This is a genomic window from Chryseobacterium sp. C-71 (assembly GCF_020911865.1).
GTDB lineage: Bacteria > Bacteroidota > Bacteroidia > Flavobacteriales > Weeksellaceae > Chryseobacterium.
This window is the reverse complement of sequence record NZ_CP087131.1, coordinates 1,450,524-1,467,501: the sequence shown is the minus strand read 5'-3', so window position 1 is coordinate 1,467,501 and position 16,978 is coordinate 1,450,524. Positions and strand designations below refer to the sequence as shown.

Genomic DNA, 16,978 nt, shown 5'->3' with positions numbered 1-16,978 from the left:
GCGACGAAGCAATCTCAAACAACTGTGCAAATCCGTGAAATTTGTGGGAAAAAATAAAAAACCTACCATCCATAACCCAAACAAGGACTGCAAAATAAATTCACAGCCCTCGTTTTTTAGGTTATTAATGTATTCGCAATGAAATCAGGTACCAAAGCATAGTGCGACAACTTCATGCTGATCGAAGCTCTTCCGCTCGTCAGTGTTCTCAGATCAGAAATATATCCGAAAGTAGAAGCCAAAGGAACTTCTGCTGCGAAAATTTTTCTTCCTGATTTTTCATCAATCGAAGTGATGATTCCTCTTCGTTTGTTGATATCCGCCGTCACAACTCCGGTATATTCTTCAATACTTTGAATCTCAATCTGCATGATCGGTTCCAATAATTTCGGTTTGCATTGTTTTGCAACTGCTCTGAAACCGTCTCTCGCTGCCATTTCAAAATCCTGAGCATGAGAATCGTTACTGTGAGTAGAGCCATCCAGAAGTGTAATTTTCATACTTTCCAAAGGATTTCCGCTTAAAGCTCCGTTTTCCATTGCCTCTCTGAAACCTTTTTCAATCGAAGGAATAAACTCACCCGGAATCACACCCCCTTTAATTTGATTAATGAATTCCAAACCGATTTCATTATTTTCACGAGGTCCAATTTCAAAAGTGATGTCTGCGAATTGTCCGCTTCCACCAGTTTGTTTGACTAATTTTTCTCTGTGTTTTTTGGTTTCAGTTAAAATTTCTTTGTATGAAACTTTAGGCTTCCCTTGATTGATTTCAATTCCGTGATTCAATCGGATTTTTTCTAAAGTAACTTCAAGATGTAATTCTCCCAAACCGCTCAACAAAGTTTCGCCCGTTTGTTTGTCTCTTTCAACAACCAACGACGGATCTTCTTCCTGAATTTTAGCTAAAACAAGTCCGAAAGATTTCTCATCAGCATTCGTTTTCGGCTCAATTGAAACTCGGATAACCGGAGCCGGAATTGTGATGGATTCAAGCAAAACAGCTCTTTCAATAGATGATAAAGAATCTCCTGTTTTTGCATCTTTTATTCCGGTTAAAGCAACAATGTCACCTGCTTTTCCTTCTTCAATCGTTAACGTTTTGTCCGACTGCATTTGTAAAATTCTTGAAATTCTGAAATTTTCATTCGTTCTCACATTTAAAATCGTGTCTCCGGATTTTATGCTTCCGGAATAAATTCTCAGCATTGCCAATTTACCCATATGTTTGTCAATGACTACTTTGAAAACCAGTCCTGAAAAAGTTTCTTCTTCATTTCTTTTAAGCTCGATTGTTTCCTCAGTTTTCGCATCTTTTCCCTTAATAGTAGACAATTGATTCGGAGCTGGAAGATAACTTACAATCGAATCAAGCAAAGGCTGAACTCCTTTATTTTTAAAAGCAGAACCGCATAAAACAGGAACAATAGTTCTTGATTGACAAGTTCTTTTTGTCGCTTCAGTAATCATTTCCTCAGAGATTTTCGTCTCAGAATCCATGAATTTTTCAAAGAAATTTTCATCAAATTCTGCTAAGGTTTCCATTAATTTTAATCTGAATTCATCAGCTTCTGCTTTATAATTTTCAGGAATTTCTTTTTCAATAATCGTTTCACCATTTTCATCGATCCAATACAAAGCTTTTTGTTTGATTAAATCAATAACTCCTTCAAAATTATCTTCAGAACCCATCGGAATTTGTAAAGCCAAAGGAACTGCATTTAGTTTAGTTTTAATTTCATTTAAAACAGCAAAGAAATCAGCCCCGATTCTATCCATTTTATTGATGAAACATATCTTTGAAATTCCATGTTTCTCTGCTTGGAACCAAACATTTTCCGTTTGTGGTTGAACTCCCGAAGAAGCGCAGAAAACCGCAACAACGCTGTCTAAAACCCGTAAAGAACGCTCAACTTCTACCGCAAAATCAATGTGTCCCGGAGTATCAATAATGTTGATATTAAAAACATGCTGATCTTTTTTCCATTGTGTGGAAATCGCAGCAGATGAAATGGTTATTCCTCTGTTTTTCTCCTGGATGTCTTTATCCATCGTGGTATTTCCTTCGTCTACATTTCCTATTTTGTGGATCATTCCGGTGTAATAAAGCAATCTTTCCGTTAGCGTGGTTTTTCCGGCGTCGACGTGTGCTATGATCCCTATATTTCGTGTGTTGTATTTCATTTTGTTAAATTTAAATTGTTGATTTTTAAGGCTGTCGATATTTTTAATCACAAAATTTCATTGATTCTTAAATTAAATTTTAATAAGAATTTTTTTTGCGATAAAATTGTAGACAACTAACTCGAATTTTCGAAAGCTGGAAATAGGGTAGCAAAAAAGACCTATCTGAATCGATAGGCCTTCATATATTTTTGATTTATAAAAGACGATCGTTATTCAGATAAATATTCAGTGCTACCAAAGTACACAGCTCTGATAGGATTGTTTAAAGTGATTATATTTATCATTTTTGTTGACATTGTTGATTGTTAATCGGTTGCGAAATTATAAAAAATATTTTAATGATGAAAACTTTTTTTAATTTTTTCAAATGGCCCATGCGGATGAAAATTTTAGAGAGATTATTTTGAGCAAGGTATTTTTAACGCTGTTCGCTAGTTTTTTTAATTTTTTGAGAATATTTTTCGTTCGCAAGGGCGTTTCACTCAGCCAAGAATTTCTGCTATTATTTGCTGAACGAAGTGCCTTTGCGAACGAGAGATATACTCAATCATTTCATAAAAACATTTGCGATCATAGCGTTAAAAATAAACAATTTCTTTCACTGAATATTAAATTCAAATTACAGGAAATCATAAAAATATCTTAAAATACCAAACTACTTTTACTCATTAATTTAAAAATTTTATCTTTGGGTAGAATTAAAATTCAAACACAATTGATTTAAAAAAAAGATATGAACCAACTAAAAATCTTTTTCAATAGAAAGCTAAATAATTTAACTTAAAAACATTTTGAAAACAGATATCGACATCCACAATCACTCACATTTTTCTTTTGATCTGTGGCTTACTTTAATAAAATCTCATCCTGAATTTAAAACAAAAAGAGTTGAGTTGTTTTCTTCGTTTTTTGAAGTGAATAAACCAATTGATGAAGTTGCGAGAGTTGTAAAATATTACGATGATCTTTGCAATTCTATCAATGAGGTAATTGGCGGGAATGTAGACGCTTTTGAGATTTATTTATTGATCTTGAATGCTTTAGAAGTTGATTTGAAACAATTAAATAAAGAGAAATTAAACGAGTTTTACCAAAAAAGCGAAGACTTATTTTTACAGTATAAACCTGTTGTGATTTTCGAAAATTTACATCAGTTTTTTGACGAAATTAAAAATCAAGGAAAAACAATTAATATTCTAAGTAATACTGGTTTCATCAAAGGAAAAACGATGAGAAAATTTTTGATTGAGGAAAACCTTGATCAGTATATCGATTTTCATATTTATTCTGATGAATTGAAGATTTCTAAACCCAATCCGCTCGTTTTTCAGGAGGTTAAAAATTTAATTAAAAACCAGGATTTACAAATGAATCAGATTTTGCATATTGGTGATAATCCGATTGCAGATTACAAAGGAGCAAAAGATTTTGGTTTCAACGCACATTTACTAAACACACAATAAAATATGAATAAAAGGTACAGCTTGCACCATATTCATTCGGCGGACGAATTTACGTTTTCGCCTGCTGAATATAGCTATTTCAAGTATGGCGATAAGTCGTACGCAGAGAAATTTGCCAAAGAATTATTTGAAGGATTTATTGCTCAGCACGAAGAAATCTTAAATACAGATAAAGAAATTCTAGTATTGCCTAGCCCTTACATGGCGATTCCGACGGCTTCTAATTTTTTATGTTTTTATTTTAAAAAGCAGCTAGATTTTTATTTGTTTCAAAAAGGAAAAAAGTCGAGTATTTTATCAAAAATAAACAGAAATCATACGTACACGACAGATTACGGAAATTTAAGCTTTGAAGACCGTAAAAATCTGATTGCTAATGATACTTATTATCTCGATAAGGATTTTCTTAGAGGAAAACTTTGTATTTTTATAGACGATATAAAAATCACTGGAAGTCATGAATTTACAGTGAATAAAATCCTAAATGAATTTAATGTGCAGGCAGATTTTTTATTCATGTATTACGCTGAATTAATGAATTTTGAATTAGATCCTAAAATTGAAAACTATTTCAACTATTACGCTGTGAAAAACGTTGAACATGTTGCGGAAGTAATGCTGAAGCCAAGCTTCCAGTTTAATACAAGGATTGTAAAATATATTTTGGGCTTAGAATCAAGTAATTTTGATTATCTTACGTCTAAAATAAAAAAAGAGCAGATGGATCATCTTCTTGAGTTGGCAATAAGCAACAATTATCATTTATTAAAAGAATACGAAACTAATATAAACACTTTAACACAAACAGAACTTAATTATGGCTATTAACTTACAAAAAGGACAAAGAGAAAATATAAACGCACCTAAATTCACTATCGGTTTAGGATGGGATATCAATAATACATCTACCGGCGGTGCTTTTGATCTGGATGCCTCTTTATTTTTGTTGAATGACGGCAAAAAACTGGTTTCAGAAAACCATTTTATTTTTTACAATAACCTTGAATCTCCGGATAAAGCGGTGATTCACTCTGGTGATAACTTAACAGGTGACGGTGATGGTGATGATGAGCAGATCAAAATAGATTTAACTAAAATTGATGATGCTATAAAAGAAATTACCGTTGTAGTAACCATTCACGATGCTGACGCAAGAAGACAAAACTTCGGACAGGTAAGAAATTCTTTCATCAGAATTTTCAATACAGATACCAACGAAGAGATTTTAAAATATGAATTAGACGAAGATTTCTCTATCGAAACTGCCGTAGAATTTGGTAGAATCTACAACAGAAACGGAGAATGGAAATTCGAAGCGGTAGGCGCAGGTCAGAGAGACGGTCTTGAGAAATTTGTATCAATGTATCAATAATCAATTATGGATAATCAAGAAAATCAAAATATAGATCCACTTCAATCGATCGAGCCTTTGAAGACGTTTGAGCCAACGCCACTACCACCGGCGCAGCCTGCTCAGCCAGCGCAAAGTTCAGCTCCGGCAGTTCTTGTGGACAGAGACGGGAATGTGAATTTAAGTCAGATTCAGGATGCAGAACGCCATAAGTATGAACTATTAGCCAATGCAATCGACGAATCAAATCCGGGTTCTATCGTGAATTTCGGCTCAGATTTGCAGAAAACTTTAGCGAATCAGAGTGATAGTTTTCTAGGAAATGTAAGAAGGTCAAATTCAGGTGAAGTAGGAGAATTAATCAATAATTTATTGGTTGAATTAAATTATGTTGACGTAGATGAGATCAATAACGGCGGCGTAAAAGGTTTCCTGAGCAGACTTCCTTTCATGAAAAAGATGTTGACTCAGGTAGATAATCTTTTTGCTAAATATGATAAGATTACCAGCAATATCGACCAGATTTCTCATAAAGTAAATGCAGGAATCATTACTTCTACCAAAGACAATGCAGTTTTGCAGACTATTTTTGATAGCAATGTCAATTCAATCAAAGCTATTGAAGAATTGGTCATCGCTGGAAACCTTAGAATGGAAAAAGCTGCTGTAGAATTGGCAAACATGGAAACCAATGTTCAGAATTTTGCCGATTACCAGATTGCAGACAAAAGAGATTTTATCAACAGATTAGATAGAAGACTGGCTGATTTGAAAGTGGTGCGTCTGATTATGATGCAGTCGCTCCCGCAGATCAGATTGGTGCAAAATAATAACGTTTCGATTGCTGAAAAAGCACAGACGATTTTAACGACAACTTTACCGGTTTGGAAAAATCAGCTTTCGTTAGCAGTCGCAATGCACAGACAACAGCAGAATATTGAAGTTCAGCAGAAAGTATCTTCTACAACAGAAGAAATTTTGAGAAAAAATGCAGAACGTCTGGGTCAAAATTCAATCAACGTGGCAAAGGCCAATGAGCAGACCATTGTTTCAGCTGAAACACTGAAAGAAACAACTGCGATGTTGATCAATACGTTGAATGAAGTGAAACAAATTCAGAAACAGGGTACAGAAAGCAGAAGAAAACTGGATCAGGATCTACAGACTTTAGAATCAGAATTGAAAGCAAATATCAGAGGGTAAAATAGGGCAAAAGCGTGAATGATGAGGTTGTAAACATAATGTCCCAAAGCAGAAGAAGATTAACGAAGCTTAAACTTCTCTCTAATTTCTTTGAAAATATTGACGTAATATCGGTGTACATAAAAACAGATATTATTCATAAATTATTCGAAGAAAACAAGACTTTAGATTACAATAAATTAGAGCTTTTCCATTTGCAATATACTGACAGTCTGATACAACTGCTCACAAAGATCAAAAAGAAAAAAGAAAATGATCTTTTGGCAGTAATCAATGAAATCAATATCAACAACCAATATATTGATGCTTTTGAGGAGAAAAAAATAGATAATTTTGAAACAGATCGAAAATTCTACAGCGGAGTTTTTTCTGAACATCTAAGAAAGCTGTATAAAGATCTTACCGAAGATAAATTTACGCTGAACTGGAATGATGTTTTATATTTCCACAAAAAATATGCAGTGGAATTCTACAGAACGGAAGCCGATGAAGGAAAGCTGAAATTGGGCAATTTTCCGTCTTATCAGTATCAGGATTATTCGATAGAAAGAAAATTATTGGGTAAACTGAATATTCAGAATTTCAAAGTTCGTTTTGTTTGTGGCTACAGAATCGGACGTGACGAATATGAATTGTTTAAGATCTTTCAGTCGGATGAGCATTTTATTTTTAATGTTGAAGAAAGAAAATTGTACCTGATTGATGATGAATTATCTTATTTGGATACTTCCGAAAATGAATCAAACCAAGCTTCGGTAATGAATCAGCTCAAGAGAAGAAACGAAGAGCTTGAAGAAACCATTCACGAAAAGAAAAGAATTTTGCCTGAAGGAGTCGACAATGTTTTAAAAGATTATCTCAAAAATATCGAAAGTGTAGATATCATGAGCAAAATATTTGACGTGAACGAAGAAACCAATATTCTTAGGGCAATGTTGAATTTAAATTTAAATAATTAATTTAAAGTAAAAAGTAAATCTGTTTACCTAAAACTTTAAAGCTGTAAAAGATTTGTTTTTCTTTGCTGACTGGAACGCCCTTGCGAACGAAAAATATACAAGGAATTTAAAAAAAATCTTTGAGGATTTTGCGTTAAAATAAATTTAAGCAATAAACAAAGATTCAAAATATAATTAAACAAAAAAATAAATATGGCTATCAACTTACAAAAAGGTCAGAGAATAAACCTTACAAAAGAAAACGGAACAACGCTTTCCCAAGCTTGTGTCGGAATAAACTGGGGCGCAATCGAGAAGAAAAGTTTCTTCGGTGGTGTTTCAAAAGAAGCAGTAGATTTAGACGGAAGCTGCATTTTATATGATACAAACAAAAATGCTACTGAAGTAATCTATTTCGGTAACCTTAAATCTAAAAACGGTTCTGTAAAACACAGCGGAGATGATTTAACAGGTGACGTAGGTGGTGATGATGGCTTAGATAACGAAGTAATCACAATTGATTTTTCTGGTTTAGATTCTGCTGTTGAGCATGTTGCTTTAGTTTTAAACAGTTACAAAGGTCAGGATTTCGGAACCATTCCTTTTGCGTCAATCCGTATCTATGAAGGAACTCCTACAAACGTGAGAGAAGTTTTTGCTAAATATGATATTGCCAATGATAAGTCTTTCAACGGTCACGTTGCAATGGTGATGGGAGTTTTTTACAAGAGAAACAACGAATGGAAATTCAACGCTATCGGAGATCCTACAGCTGACAGAAAATTGGAGCAGACAATTGAGACTGTGAAGCAAAAATATTTGTAAAATCAGTAAACAATCTGTCTGAAATTGTAGTTTTAGGCTCATAAATAGTAAGCAATACCTGTATCTTTACAGCTATTGCTTTTATCATATAATAACACATATTAATTTAAAGTGGAACAACATAATATTTTAGATTTACACCCTGGCTTAGTTTGGGGATTTGCGATAACGGTGGTTATCATGCTACTCTTAGATTTAGGAGTTTTCAACAAAAAAAGCCATGAGGTATCTTCAAAAGAAGCGACCATTTGGTCAGTCGTTTGGATTTCTCTTTCAATGGTTTTTTCTGGAGTGGTATATTGGGTTTTCAATACCGACGGAACGGCCGGAAGTCATGCGGTAGCTGTAGAGAAATTTACACAATATCAGGCGGCGTACTGGATTGAGAAAGCACTTTCGGTCGATAATCTTTTCGTATTTATATTGGTTTTTGGATTCTTTAAAGTTCCTAAATTTCTTCATCACAAAGTTTTATTTTGGGGAATTATCGGAGCTTTGATCTTCAGAGCCATCTTTATTTTTGCAGGAGTTGAGTTAATTGATCTCACTTATTTGCCTGAAATGAATGTTTTCGGTCATCCAGTAAGAATCAACGTGGTAATGACCCTTTTCGGATTGTTCCTAATCTATGCGGGAATTAAATCTTGGGGTGACGACGGCGATGATGATAACGAAAATTACGGTGATACAGCTGGTGCAAAGTTGATCAAAAGTTTCTGGAAAGTCTCTGATAATTACGATGGTGACAAGTTCTTCACCATACAAAACGGAATCAAAATGGCAACTCCGCTTTTGGTTGTAGTAGCGGTAATTGAGTTTACCGACGTATTGTTTGCGGTAGATTCAATCCCGGCGATTTTTGCAATTTCAAATGACCCTTTTATCTTGTATACATCGAATATTTTTGCGATTTTAGGATTGAGATCATTGTATTTCTTGCTGGCGAATTTCATTCACATGTTCAGCAAACTGCCTTATGGTTTGGCGATTATCTTAGCCTTTATTGGTGTTAAAATGTTGATTGCTCCTTGGTATCATATCTCATCACCGGTTTCATTAGGAATTGTAGGCGGAGTATTGGTCATATCGGTTCTGCTATCCATCATTTTCCCTGATAAAAAGGAAGACGAAAAAGAAACAATAGAATAATAAATATTGAAAGGCTTTACAATTTGTAGAGCCTTTTTTATTTAAACTTTTCAAGGTTTTATAAAATAAATTGACCATTCACCTTACTTATATTTCAAAAGCTTATTAATCTTCTTCCTCGTCTGAAGTGAAACTTTATACGCTTCATCCCGCAGTTTCTGAATTTTCCCGACAGGCTGGAAGATTTCTGCGCTTTCAAATGGATTAAAAGACAGCAATTCATTATCACAGGTATTTGGCGTTAGAAAAGAATTTTTCTCAATTTTTACTTCACCAATTTTAATAAAAGGTGAATTCTTCCATTCACGATTTAGAATATTGATGGGTTGATCTTTTAAATCATAACAAAATTGAATCATCACATCAGCATTATAATTTTCCTGAAGACAAAAATTTTCAATTGCTTTTTTTGTAGTTAAATCTTTACCAAATTTTCTTTGCGGATTTTTCGGGCTCAATTTTATTTTCATCATGTGTTCTCCCAAGCGGTAAACACCGACAGAATGATAATCGAAAGACAACATAAAGTCATTCTTTTTAAATAAAAACTCTAAACTTTTCTTTAAAAATGAACCCGTGAAAATGCTTGGCATCACTTGATAAACCTGCGATAGTAGAGGAGTAATATTTCCCCACTTTTTAATGAAAAACCGATTGATTGCGGTAAATAATTTTAAAAAAACAGAAACAGAATTAATTGGAAATAAAGGGAAATTCACCAAAGGATAATTGGCAATTGTACGATCTGCGTCATCTTTTATTTTGATAGCGAGACCATAAGCCGGAATATCTTTTTTATTATTTTTTATCTTTAAATGGGCATTAGAAAGCCTTATCACAATATTGTACTTTTCTTTATCAAAAAGATACAGAAGGTCAGTGCGCATCTCCGGGTTGATGATAAATTCTCCTTTCAGAACGGCATAAGTTTTTGCATGAGCGTTTCTTGTTGCATAATTAACGTCGCTTAGCGTCGATGAGTGCTCTACAAAATCTGCAATGCTTTTTTTATTTTCCTCAAGAAGCTGTTTCTCTTCGTATGAAAGCTTGTCAAAATTCTTATTATATTTTAGTGGATTTGGCATATAGTTTTTAAAACTCAATTATAACGCCAAGTTTCTAATTCTAGGTTAAGAGAATATTAAACTTGTTTGAATTTTAGATGCAGATTAATAGAACAAACTTTACAACTCTAAAACTTCATTCATCCAGCTTCTAGCTTCCATCTATAAAATACTATCTTTGTAAAAAAAATTATGGGAGTAGCAGATATGTTATTTAAACGCAAAAAAGAGCAGGCAGAGAAAAACCTGAAAGACGGTCAGGAATATATGATTGAATACGGTAAAAGAGAAAGCGTGGTAGAATTGCCAAGCGGTTTACAGTACGAGATCATGGTTGAAGGCGACGGACCAAAACCGGGTCCGAAATCGGTGGTAAAATGTCATTATCACGGAACGACAATCGGTGGGAAAGTTTTCGACAGTTCTGTGAAAAGAGGAACTCCGGCATCATTTCCTTTAAACAAAGTGATCAAAGGTTGGACAGAAGCTCTACAATTAATGCCTGTAGGCAGCAAGTGGAGATTGATTATTCCGCCTCATTTGGCTTATGGAGATCAGCAGATCAGCAAGGAAATAGGGCCAAACAGTACCCTTGTTTTCCAGGTTGAATTGTTAGATATTAAATAATTTCAACGCATATATTTAGATTAAATTACCTGTTTTTCGGGTAATTTTTTTATTTTAGAACATCGTATTTTTAAAGTCTGAATGAGAATGAAGAAGTTTTCCTGTTTTTTTGTGATTTCAATTTTGCTTACGTCTTGTGTTTCCAAAAAGAATCAAACGATAAAGCAGAATATCCTGACTCTGAAAGACAGTTATTGCAAAGCACCTTTTCAATATAATTATAACAACAAAATACCTTCTTACAATTCAGATTCTATTCTTTTGGCCAATCAAAAGCTGAAAAATGTGTTTTCTGACCAAAGTATTTTGGTTTTAAATGCTTTAGATAACCTTGATGAAGTGAACGAGATCATGGAGCTTAAAAAAGATTCTTCTTTGAGTTCGCAGGTGAAAGTGCTGCAGCTTAAAATGAAAATCAACAGCAAAATTACCATTGCACTGACGGAATTAGATGCCGTCGCTGCCGAGTTTGACTGTGAAGGTGAGCGTGTAGCACAAATCGGAAGTTATGTCGATAATCTGAATGACTCACGAAATAATCGATTGATTTTATATTCAATCGTTGCAGGTGCAGCCGCTTCCGTAGCTGGTGGAATTGTGAAAAATGACAGTTGGAGTAGCGCTATCGATATTGCCGGTGGTGGTTTGGGAGCAGGTTTTGGTCTGGCAACTTTAAACCCGAAAGGTAAAAAAGTGGAATTTATTCATCAGAGAAACTTGCTCAGAGATGTTTGGAATGAAAAACTGGAATCTCCGAATTTCCCGCCTTTTATCTGGTATATGTACACTGAGAAGAAGTTTTCTAACAGACAAGATCATTCAATTGTAAAAAATATGAAACAAAGATGGCTTCATTATCAGTTTGATGACCAGCTGACCGCAGCTGATCAATCGGTAATTTTCAGTGATGGCGGATTTTATCGTGCAGGAGATCTACAAAATCGTGCGGCAATGCTCAACCAGATGCAGTCGGCAACGAGAACGATTAATCAGACCATCAATTATTTACTTTTAGATTTAGATAAATTGATTTTGTAATACTGAATCTTTAAATTTGTTTCCAATGTCGGAATTAAAAAAAATAAGGGAAGAAAAGAATCTAACTCAGGAAGAATTAGCTGAGAAGTCGGGTCTTTCTGTGAGGACAATTCAAAGGATTGAAGCTGGAACAGAACCGAAAGGATATACTTTGAAAACTCTTGCACTAAGTCTCGAAATTTCAGAAAAAGATTTGTTGATTGCAGAAATTTCAAATGAAGAAATCAAAGTTGAAGATCCAATTTTGATGACAGAAAAAGATGAGGTTTTCAATTCTACTTTAATCAAAATGATTAATCTTTCCTCGCTTCCTCTTGCATGGTTTCCGATTGTTAATTTTTTGCCGCCGTTATTGATTATGATTTTTACAAAAGAGAAATCTCAAATCGTTAAACAAATCATTTCTCTCCAAATATTTTTAGCCATCATTTCCCCAATTATTTTTATGTTAATTGCTTTACTGAAGTTAGGTTCAGGATCTGTTATGATGACTATGGTTTTCTTAGCACTCGCAAATGTTTACATTATTCTGAGGAATGCCTACGAAATTGATAAAAAGCAAAAACTGCGTTATCATTTGAATTTCAATATCATATAGATGTGACTGGCAATTGTCGGGTTTTTGTCAGGTTCATTTTTTGAGTTGAAATCAATTTATTATGAATCTTTGTCAAAAATAAATCAATGACAAAAAAATTCAACATTAGTATCTTTATTCTCTTCCTTTTCTTCGGAATTGTACAAGCCCAAATTGAGAAAAATTCCACATTATTTTTAGAATTAAAAAAAGAAGACAGTGTCTTTTTCGAGCGTGGATTTAATGGTTGTGATATGGCATTTTTAGAAAAAAAGGTTGATGATAATTTAAAATTCTATCACGACAAAGGAGGCTTTCAGAACAAAAAATTGTTTTTGCAAAGAACGAAAGAAAATATCTGTTCAAACCCAAAACAAAAACCGATTCGTAAAGTAATTGAAAGTAGTTTGGACGTTTTTCCTTTGTACAACAACGGCGTTTTGTATGGGGCAATACAAACCGGAGAGCATCAGTTTTATATTCGTGAAAAGAATAAAGATGATGTTTTGGGTGGTCAGGCAAAATTCACAAGCGTCTGGATCAAAAAAGAAGGAACTTGGATGATGAGTGATGTTCTCAGTTATGATCATCAATAGCAAATGATATAGGTAAACTTTAAAACTAAAGTTTATTTGTTCTCATAAAATTAATTACAATTAGATACTTTAATTGTAATTAATTTTGTTACAATTAAAAATTTTGTATCTTTGCCATGTAATTATGAGTAACACAAGATTTGCTACAGCAATACATATCATGACTTTATTGGCAAAAGTTCCTCAGGAGTGGCTTACTTCTGATTGGTTAGCTGGAAGCATCAATGTAAATCCTGTAATCGTTCGTAAAGAATTGCGTGAATTGCGTGAAGCCGGATTAATCACAAGCCGATTGGGAAAAGATGGCGGAACCAAGCTAGCGAAAAGTGCTGAAGAAATTAAAATTTCTGAAATCTATGCAGCTGTAAAAAACAACGAAGTTTTAGGAAAGAAAAATCAGAATCCCAATCCTTCATGTCCGGTAGGGAAGGTGATTAACAATCATCTTTCAATGCTTTTTGAGCAGACAAATCTTTTGGTGAAAGGTTTTTTGGGAGATAAATCGTTGCAAGAATTTACCAATCAATTTGATTAAATTTTTTTGATTTAAAATGTAACAAAATTTATTACAATTAGTTTAATATAATAAAAATGAAACCATAAGTTTCGTGAATTCCTTTAAAAATAAATTTAAAAGTATGAACAAAAAAGTAGCAGTAATCGGAGCCACAGGATTTGTGGGAACACAGGTTGTAAAAGAATTGGAAACAAGAGGGTATTCTGTAGATGCCATTGTAAGAGATACTTCAAAAGTTGAGCAGAAAGAAAATGTAATCGCCAAAAGTATTGATGTCAATAACATTGATGATTTAGCTGAAGCTTTAAAAGGAAATGATGCAGTAATCAACACGTTCAATGCAGGCTGGGCGAATCCTAATCTTTACAATGATTTTCTAAACGGAAGTAAAAACATCGAAAAAGCAGTTGAAAAATCGGGTGTCAAAAGATTTATCACCGTTGGTGGGGCAGGAAGCTTGTTCATCGACGGAAATCAATTGGTTGACGGTCCGGATTTCCCTGCGGACATCAAACCGGGAGCCACGGCTGCAAGAGATTATTTAAATGAAATCAAGAAAAATGAAACATTAGACTGGACGTTTTTCAGCCCTGCCATCGAGATGCACAAAGGAACAGCAGGAATCAGAACCGGAAAATACAGAACCTCTTTAGAATCGCCTGTATTTGATGAAAACGGAAGAAGTATTTTGTCTGTAGAAGATGTTGCAGTCGCTTTGGTTGATGAGTTAGAGCAGAATAATCACATCCGTGAACGTTTTACGGCTGCTTATTAATTCAATTTTGTCAAAAAGCCCCAATGGGGGCAATCTTACAAAGCATCGGATAAAATCCGATTAATAAATCGTCATAAGAGCCTCGGCGGCACCAAAGGTGCCGCCGAGGCTCTTGTTATCTAAATCAAATTTACAAATTCATAAACAACTTCGGATTAACCGGAGTATTGTTCTTGTGCACCTCATAATGCAAATGCGGACCTGTCGAACGTCCTGAATTTCCTGATTTTGCAATCACTTGTCCTACTTTTACTTTATCATTTGCCTTAGCAACTAATTGTGATAAATGTCCGTAAAGTGTTGCCAGACCATTTCCGTGGGAAACAATCACACAATTTCCATAACCACCTTTTTGCCCTGAAAAAATAACTGTTCCGGCTGCTGTAGCAATGACATCAGATCCAAAAGGAACGGCAATATCTAAACCTTTATGAAACTGCATTTGGTCGGCTTCTGCAGGTGGATTGTTTTTCTCAGGTGCTTTTGATGTATTTGTAGCAACAGTTTTCGTAGAAGAAGTTGTAGGTGCGGCAGCAACAGCCTCTGTTTTCGCTTTTGGTGTTACCCAAACTTTTACCTCACGTTTATTTCCGTAACTGTCCGTTACTTCTAATATTTTTTCGTAAGGTTCTGCTTTTACTTCAGGTTTTGGAGTGGCTACAGCAACAGCTGCTGGCTTTGTTTCTGCAATTGATTTTACAGATGCATACACTGTTTTGAATGGAATTGGGTTTTTTCTGATCCCAAAATTAGATGAAATATAACCCTCACTAGGCATTCCCAAAGGAACCTGCATCAGTTTTTTCTGCAAGTCCATCAGATATTTGCTGTATCTGTTTGATTGTTTTGCCAGATAAATAGAGTTTGAGATACTGTCGCTATCAAGAACCATGAGTTTTTCATTCTTGATGTCTTTAGATTTTAAAAATGAATTCAGCTGTCCTACTGTTTGATCTACTAAACTAAGGTCAGTCTTCATTTTCAGGTAATCTACACTGTCTTTTTCGGTGTTTATTTTTACCAGATTAACTTCGTAATTTTTATCATCTTTTTTTGAAAATAAGTTGGCGATAAAAATACTTTGTGCAAAAACTATCAGTAAAAGTCCCCCAATCAGAATGTTTACCTTCTTTTTGCTTCTTAAAAATTTCTTCATTTTCTCTTTCTTAGAATTTAAAAACCGTTTTAAGGGTGCAAATTTAATTAAAAATAATATTTGAGCGATATCTTTAATTTAAATTTATGATAATCCATATTTAACGGATTTTTAGATATTTAATTGTATAGCAATGTTAAATTTTTCAAAAAATGAGGTTTATCAGATTTATAAAGTCTTGTTGATTCTTTGTTTTAATATATTTGCAGTTCACACTTTAATTATGGCGAAAAAGAAAACAATTTCAGAATCTGCAAACTCAAAAAAGCCTAAAAAAGACATTTCTGTAGGAGTTGTCGGCAGCGGAAGTTTTGCTACGGCGATTGTGAAAATGCTTGTTGAAAACTGTAAAACAGTACATTGGTGCGTGAGAAGTGAATTTGTAAAAGGTGCAATCGAGCTTCGTGGTCACAACCCGACGTATCTTACGGCAGTTAATTTTAATCTTAAAAATTTAAAGCTTACAACCGATATCAATGAGTTGGTTACAGCTTGCGATGTGGTGGTTTTGGCGACTCCGTCCATTTATCTGTCAGACACGATGGATAAAATGACCTGTGAGTACAAAGACAAAATTTTTGTATCGGCAATCAAAGGGATAATTCCTAAAGTCAATGATGTCGTAGCGCATTATTTAAAGGAAGAATTCCAAATCGGTTTCAGAAATCAGGCAGTCATTGCGGGGCCTTGTCACGCAGAAGAAGTTGCGATGGAAAGATTGTCTTATCTGACAGTTGCTACTGTTGAAGATGAAACTTCAGATAAATTGGTTGGAATTTTTAATTCTGATTTTATCAAAGTCAATTCCAGCAAAGATATTTTAGGAAATGAGTACAGTGCCATTCTTAAAAATATTTTCGCAATCGGAGCGGGTATTGCAAGCGGTTTAGGTTACGGAGATAACTTTACGGCGGTTTTTGTATCCAATGCGATCCGTGAGATGGAAACCTTCCTCGAAGCGATTTACGAAGCACCTAGAGATGTGAACGAGAGTGCTTATTTGGGAGATTTACTCGTGACGGCTTATTCATTGTTCTCAAGAAACAGAAACTTAGGGAACTTAATTGGAAAAGGCTACACCGTAAAATCAGCTATTCAGTCGATGAATATGGTTGCAGAAGGGTATTATGCTGCTGATTCAATTTATAAAACGGCAAGACAGAAAAATCTTGAACTTCCCATCATTGATACTATTTATGCGATTTTGTATGAGGGTAAAAACGCAGAGAAACAGTTCAAAAAACTGACTGCAAAATTGAATTAAGAATATTTTAAACTAAATCAAAAATAGAACATCAGCATTTGTTTGCTGGTGTTTTTTTATGGAAGCTTTTGACAGTACGTCGAATAGCAATTTTATATTTTTATGGCAGCTATTTCCGCCTTCCACTCCCGCTTTTTCGCCTCCGCTTTGCTCCGGCAAAAAGAGCTCCGTTCAAGTCGGGCTGTTGCAATTCGATGTTTCATAGCCAAGGAGAAAGTAAAAAAGAGCCAATTATAATGTGTAAAAACA

At 34.4% G+C, this 16,978-nt stretch carries 17 protein-coding genes; 14 read left to right on the top strand and 3 right to left on the bottom strand.

Annotated elements, in window-relative coordinates; all coding sequences use genetic code 11:
• Positions 1-116: 116 nt before the first annotated feature.
• Complete coding sequence (fusA, locus tag LNP04_RS06600; protein ID WP_229985759.1) at positions 117-2,183, bottom strand: elongation factor G; 2,067 nt, start codon at positions 2,181-2,183, stop codon at positions 117-119.
• Between the two features lie 794 nt (positions 2,184-2,977).
• On the opposite strand from fusA, the gene LNP04_RS06595 reads away from it, so the two are divergent.
• The 7 genes from LNP04_RS06595 (at position 2,978) to LNP04_RS06565 (ending at position 9,115) form a co-directional block, all read left to right on the top strand.
• Positions 2,978-3,649 (top strand): HAD family hydrolase, encoded by a 672-nt coding sequence (locus LNP04_RS06595; protein WP_229985758.1) that lies wholly within the window; start codon positions 2,978-2,980, stop codon positions 3,647-3,649.
• Between the two features lie 3 nt (positions 3,650-3,652).
• Positions 3,653-4,477: a phosphoribosyltransferase family protein gene (locus LNP04_RS06590; RefSeq protein ID WP_229985757.1), complete on the top strand. Its 825-nt coding sequence runs from the start codon at positions 3,653-3,655 to the stop codon at positions 4,475-4,477.
• Complete coding sequence (locus tag LNP04_RS06585) at positions 4,467-5,021, top strand: TerD family protein (RefSeq protein ID WP_229985756.1); 555 nt, start codon at positions 4,467-4,469, stop codon at positions 5,019-5,021. Before LNP04_RS06590 ends, LNP04_RS06585 begins: the two co-directional genes overlap by 11 nt.
• 6 nt (positions 5,022-5,027) lie before the next feature.
• On the top strand, positions 5,028-6,203 hold the full coding sequence (locus LNP04_RS06580; protein ID WP_229985755.1) for a toxic anion resistance protein: 1,176 nt from the start codon (positions 5,028-5,030) through the stop codon (positions 6,201-6,203).
• Positions 6,204-6,241: 38 nt separating this feature from the next.
• Positions 6,242-7,162, top strand: a complete 921-nt coding sequence (locus LNP04_RS06575) for a hypothetical protein (RefSeq protein ID WP_229985754.1) — start codon at positions 6,242-6,244, stop codon at positions 7,160-7,162.
• Between the two features lie 192 nt (positions 7,163-7,354).
• Positions 7,355-7,966 carry a TerD family protein gene (locus LNP04_RS06570; protein ID WP_229985753.1) on the top strand — a complete coding sequence of 204 codons (612 nt, stop codon included), beginning with the start codon at positions 7,355-7,357 and terminating at the stop codon, positions 7,964-7,966.
• A 111-nt stretch (positions 7,967-8,077) separates the two neighbouring features.
• Complete coding sequence (locus LNP04_RS06565) at positions 8,078-9,115, top strand: TerC/Alx family metal homeostasis membrane protein (protein ID WP_229985752.1); 1,038 nt, start codon at positions 8,078-8,080, stop codon at positions 9,113-9,115.
• A gap of 83 nt (positions 9,116-9,198) precedes the next feature.
• Here LNP04_RS06565 and LNP04_RS06560 read toward each other — a convergent pair whose 3' ends face one another.
• The gene (locus LNP04_RS06560; protein WP_229985751.1) at positions 9,199-10,200 is read right to left on the bottom strand and encodes a catalase; all 1,002 of its coding nucleotides are present in this window, start codon (positions 10,198-10,200) and stop codon (positions 9,199-9,201) included.
• A gap of 171 nt (positions 10,201-10,371) precedes the next feature.
• Here LNP04_RS06560 and LNP04_RS06555 point away from each other — a divergent pair, with 171 nt between their 5' ends.
• From LNP04_RS06555 to LNP04_RS06530, 6 genes are all read left to right on the top strand, one after another.
• Positions 10,372-10,806 (top strand): FKBP-type peptidyl-prolyl cis-trans isomerase, encoded by a 435-nt coding sequence (locus tag LNP04_RS06555; RefSeq protein WP_229985750.1) that lies wholly within the window; start codon positions 10,372-10,374, stop codon positions 10,804-10,806.
• A gap of 87 nt (positions 10,807-10,893) precedes the next feature.
• Positions 10,894-11,844 carry a hypothetical protein gene (locus tag LNP04_RS06550; protein ID WP_229985749.1) on the top strand — a complete coding sequence of 317 codons (951 nt, stop codon included), beginning with the start codon at positions 10,894-10,896 and terminating at the stop codon, positions 11,842-11,844.
• Positions 11,845-11,869: 25 nt separating this feature from the next.
• On the top strand, positions 11,870-12,442 hold the full coding sequence (locus tag LNP04_RS06545) for a helix-turn-helix domain-containing protein (RefSeq protein WP_229985748.1): 573 nt from the start codon (positions 11,870-11,872) through the stop codon (positions 12,440-12,442).
• A gap of 86 nt (positions 12,443-12,528) precedes the next feature.
• A complete protein-coding gene (locus LNP04_RS06540) occupies positions 12,529-13,017 on the top strand; it encodes a nuclear transport factor 2 family protein (RefSeq protein WP_229985747.1) in 489 nt (162 codons plus the stop codon).
• Positions 13,018-13,141: 124 nt separating this feature from the next.
• Positions 13,142-13,552: an Rrf2 family transcriptional regulator gene (locus LNP04_RS06535; RefSeq protein WP_229985746.1), complete on the top strand. Its 411-nt coding sequence runs from the start codon at positions 13,142-13,144 to the stop codon at positions 13,550-13,552.
• Between the two features lie 103 nt (positions 13,553-13,655).
• Positions 13,656-14,309 carry an NAD(P)-dependent oxidoreductase gene (locus LNP04_RS06530; RefSeq protein WP_229985745.1) on the top strand — a complete coding sequence of 218 codons (654 nt, stop codon included), beginning with the start codon at positions 13,656-13,658 and terminating at the stop codon, positions 14,307-14,309.
• A 130-nt stretch (positions 14,310-14,439) separates the two neighbouring features.
• On the opposite strand, the gene LNP04_RS06525 is transcribed toward LNP04_RS06530, so the two are convergent.
• Entirely contained in the window at positions 14,440-15,465 is a 1,026-nt protein-coding gene (locus LNP04_RS06525; RefSeq protein ID WP_229985744.1) for a M23 family metallopeptidase, read from the bottom strand.
• A gap of 223 nt (positions 15,466-15,688) precedes the next feature.
• On the opposite strand from LNP04_RS06525, the gene LNP04_RS06520 reads away from it, so the two are divergent.
• Positions 15,689-16,729, top strand: a complete 1,041-nt coding sequence (locus LNP04_RS06520) for an NAD(P)H-dependent glycerol-3-phosphate dehydrogenase (RefSeq protein ID WP_129534708.1) — start codon at positions 15,689-15,691, stop codon at positions 16,727-16,729.
• The last annotated feature ends 249 nt before the right edge of the window (positions 16,730-16,978 follow it).

What these genes read in the sequence shown, in the direction of transcription:
- fusA (WP_229985759.1), bottom strand. Translation starts at nt 2,183, where the DNA reads ATGAAATACAACACACGAAATATAGGGATCATAGCACACGTCGACGCC.
- LNP04_RS06590 (WP_229985757.1), top strand. Translation starts at nt 3,653, where the DNA reads ATGAATAAAAGGTACAGCTTGCACCATATTCATTCGGCGGACGAATTT.
- LNP04_RS06585 (WP_229985756.1), top strand. Translation starts at nt 4,467, where the DNA reads ATGGCTATTAACTTACAAAAAGGACAAAGAGAAAATATAAACGCACCT.
- LNP04_RS06580 (WP_229985755.1), top strand. Translation starts at nt 5,028, where the DNA reads ATGGATAATCAAGAAAATCAAAATATAGATCCACTTCAATCGATCGAG.
- LNP04_RS06575 (WP_229985754.1), top strand. Translation starts at nt 6,242, where the DNA reads ATGTCCCAAAGCAGAAGAAGATTAACGAAGCTTAAACTTCTCTCTAAT.
- LNP04_RS06570 (WP_229985753.1), top strand. Translation starts at nt 7,355, where the DNA reads ATGGCTATCAACTTACAAAAAGGTCAGAGAATAAACCTTACAAAAGAA.
- LNP04_RS06560 (WP_229985751.1), bottom strand. Translation starts at nt 10,200, where the DNA reads ATGCCAAATCCACTAAAATATAATAAGAATTTTGACAAGCTTTCATAC.
- LNP04_RS06555 (WP_229985750.1), top strand. Translation starts at nt 10,372, where the DNA reads ATGGGAGTAGCAGATATGTTATTTAAACGCAAAAAAGAGCAGGCAGAG.
- LNP04_RS06550 (WP_229985749.1), top strand. Translation starts at nt 10,894, where the DNA reads ATGAAGAAGTTTTCCTGTTTTTTTGTGATTTCAATTTTGCTTACGTCT.
- LNP04_RS06545 (WP_229985748.1), top strand. Translation starts at nt 11,870, where the DNA reads ATGTCGGAATTAAAAAAAATAAGGGAAGAAAAGAATCTAACTCAGGAA.
- LNP04_RS06540 (WP_229985747.1), top strand. Translation starts at nt 12,529, where the DNA reads ATGACAAAAAAATTCAACATTAGTATCTTTATTCTCTTCCTTTTCTTC.
- LNP04_RS06535 (WP_229985746.1), top strand. Translation starts at nt 13,142, where the DNA reads ATGAGTAACACAAGATTTGCTACAGCAATACATATCATGACTTTATTG.
- LNP04_RS06530 (WP_229985745.1), top strand. Translation starts at nt 13,656, where the DNA reads ATGAACAAAAAAGTAGCAGTAATCGGAGCCACAGGATTTGTGGGAACA.
- LNP04_RS06525 (WP_229985744.1), bottom strand. Translation starts at nt 15,465, where the DNA reads ATGAAGAAATTTTTAAGAAGCAAAAAGAAGGTAAACATTCTGATTGGG.
- LNP04_RS06520 (WP_129534708.1), top strand. Translation starts at nt 15,689, where the DNA reads ATGGCGAAAAAGAAAACAATTTCAGAATCTGCAAACTCAAAAAAGCCT.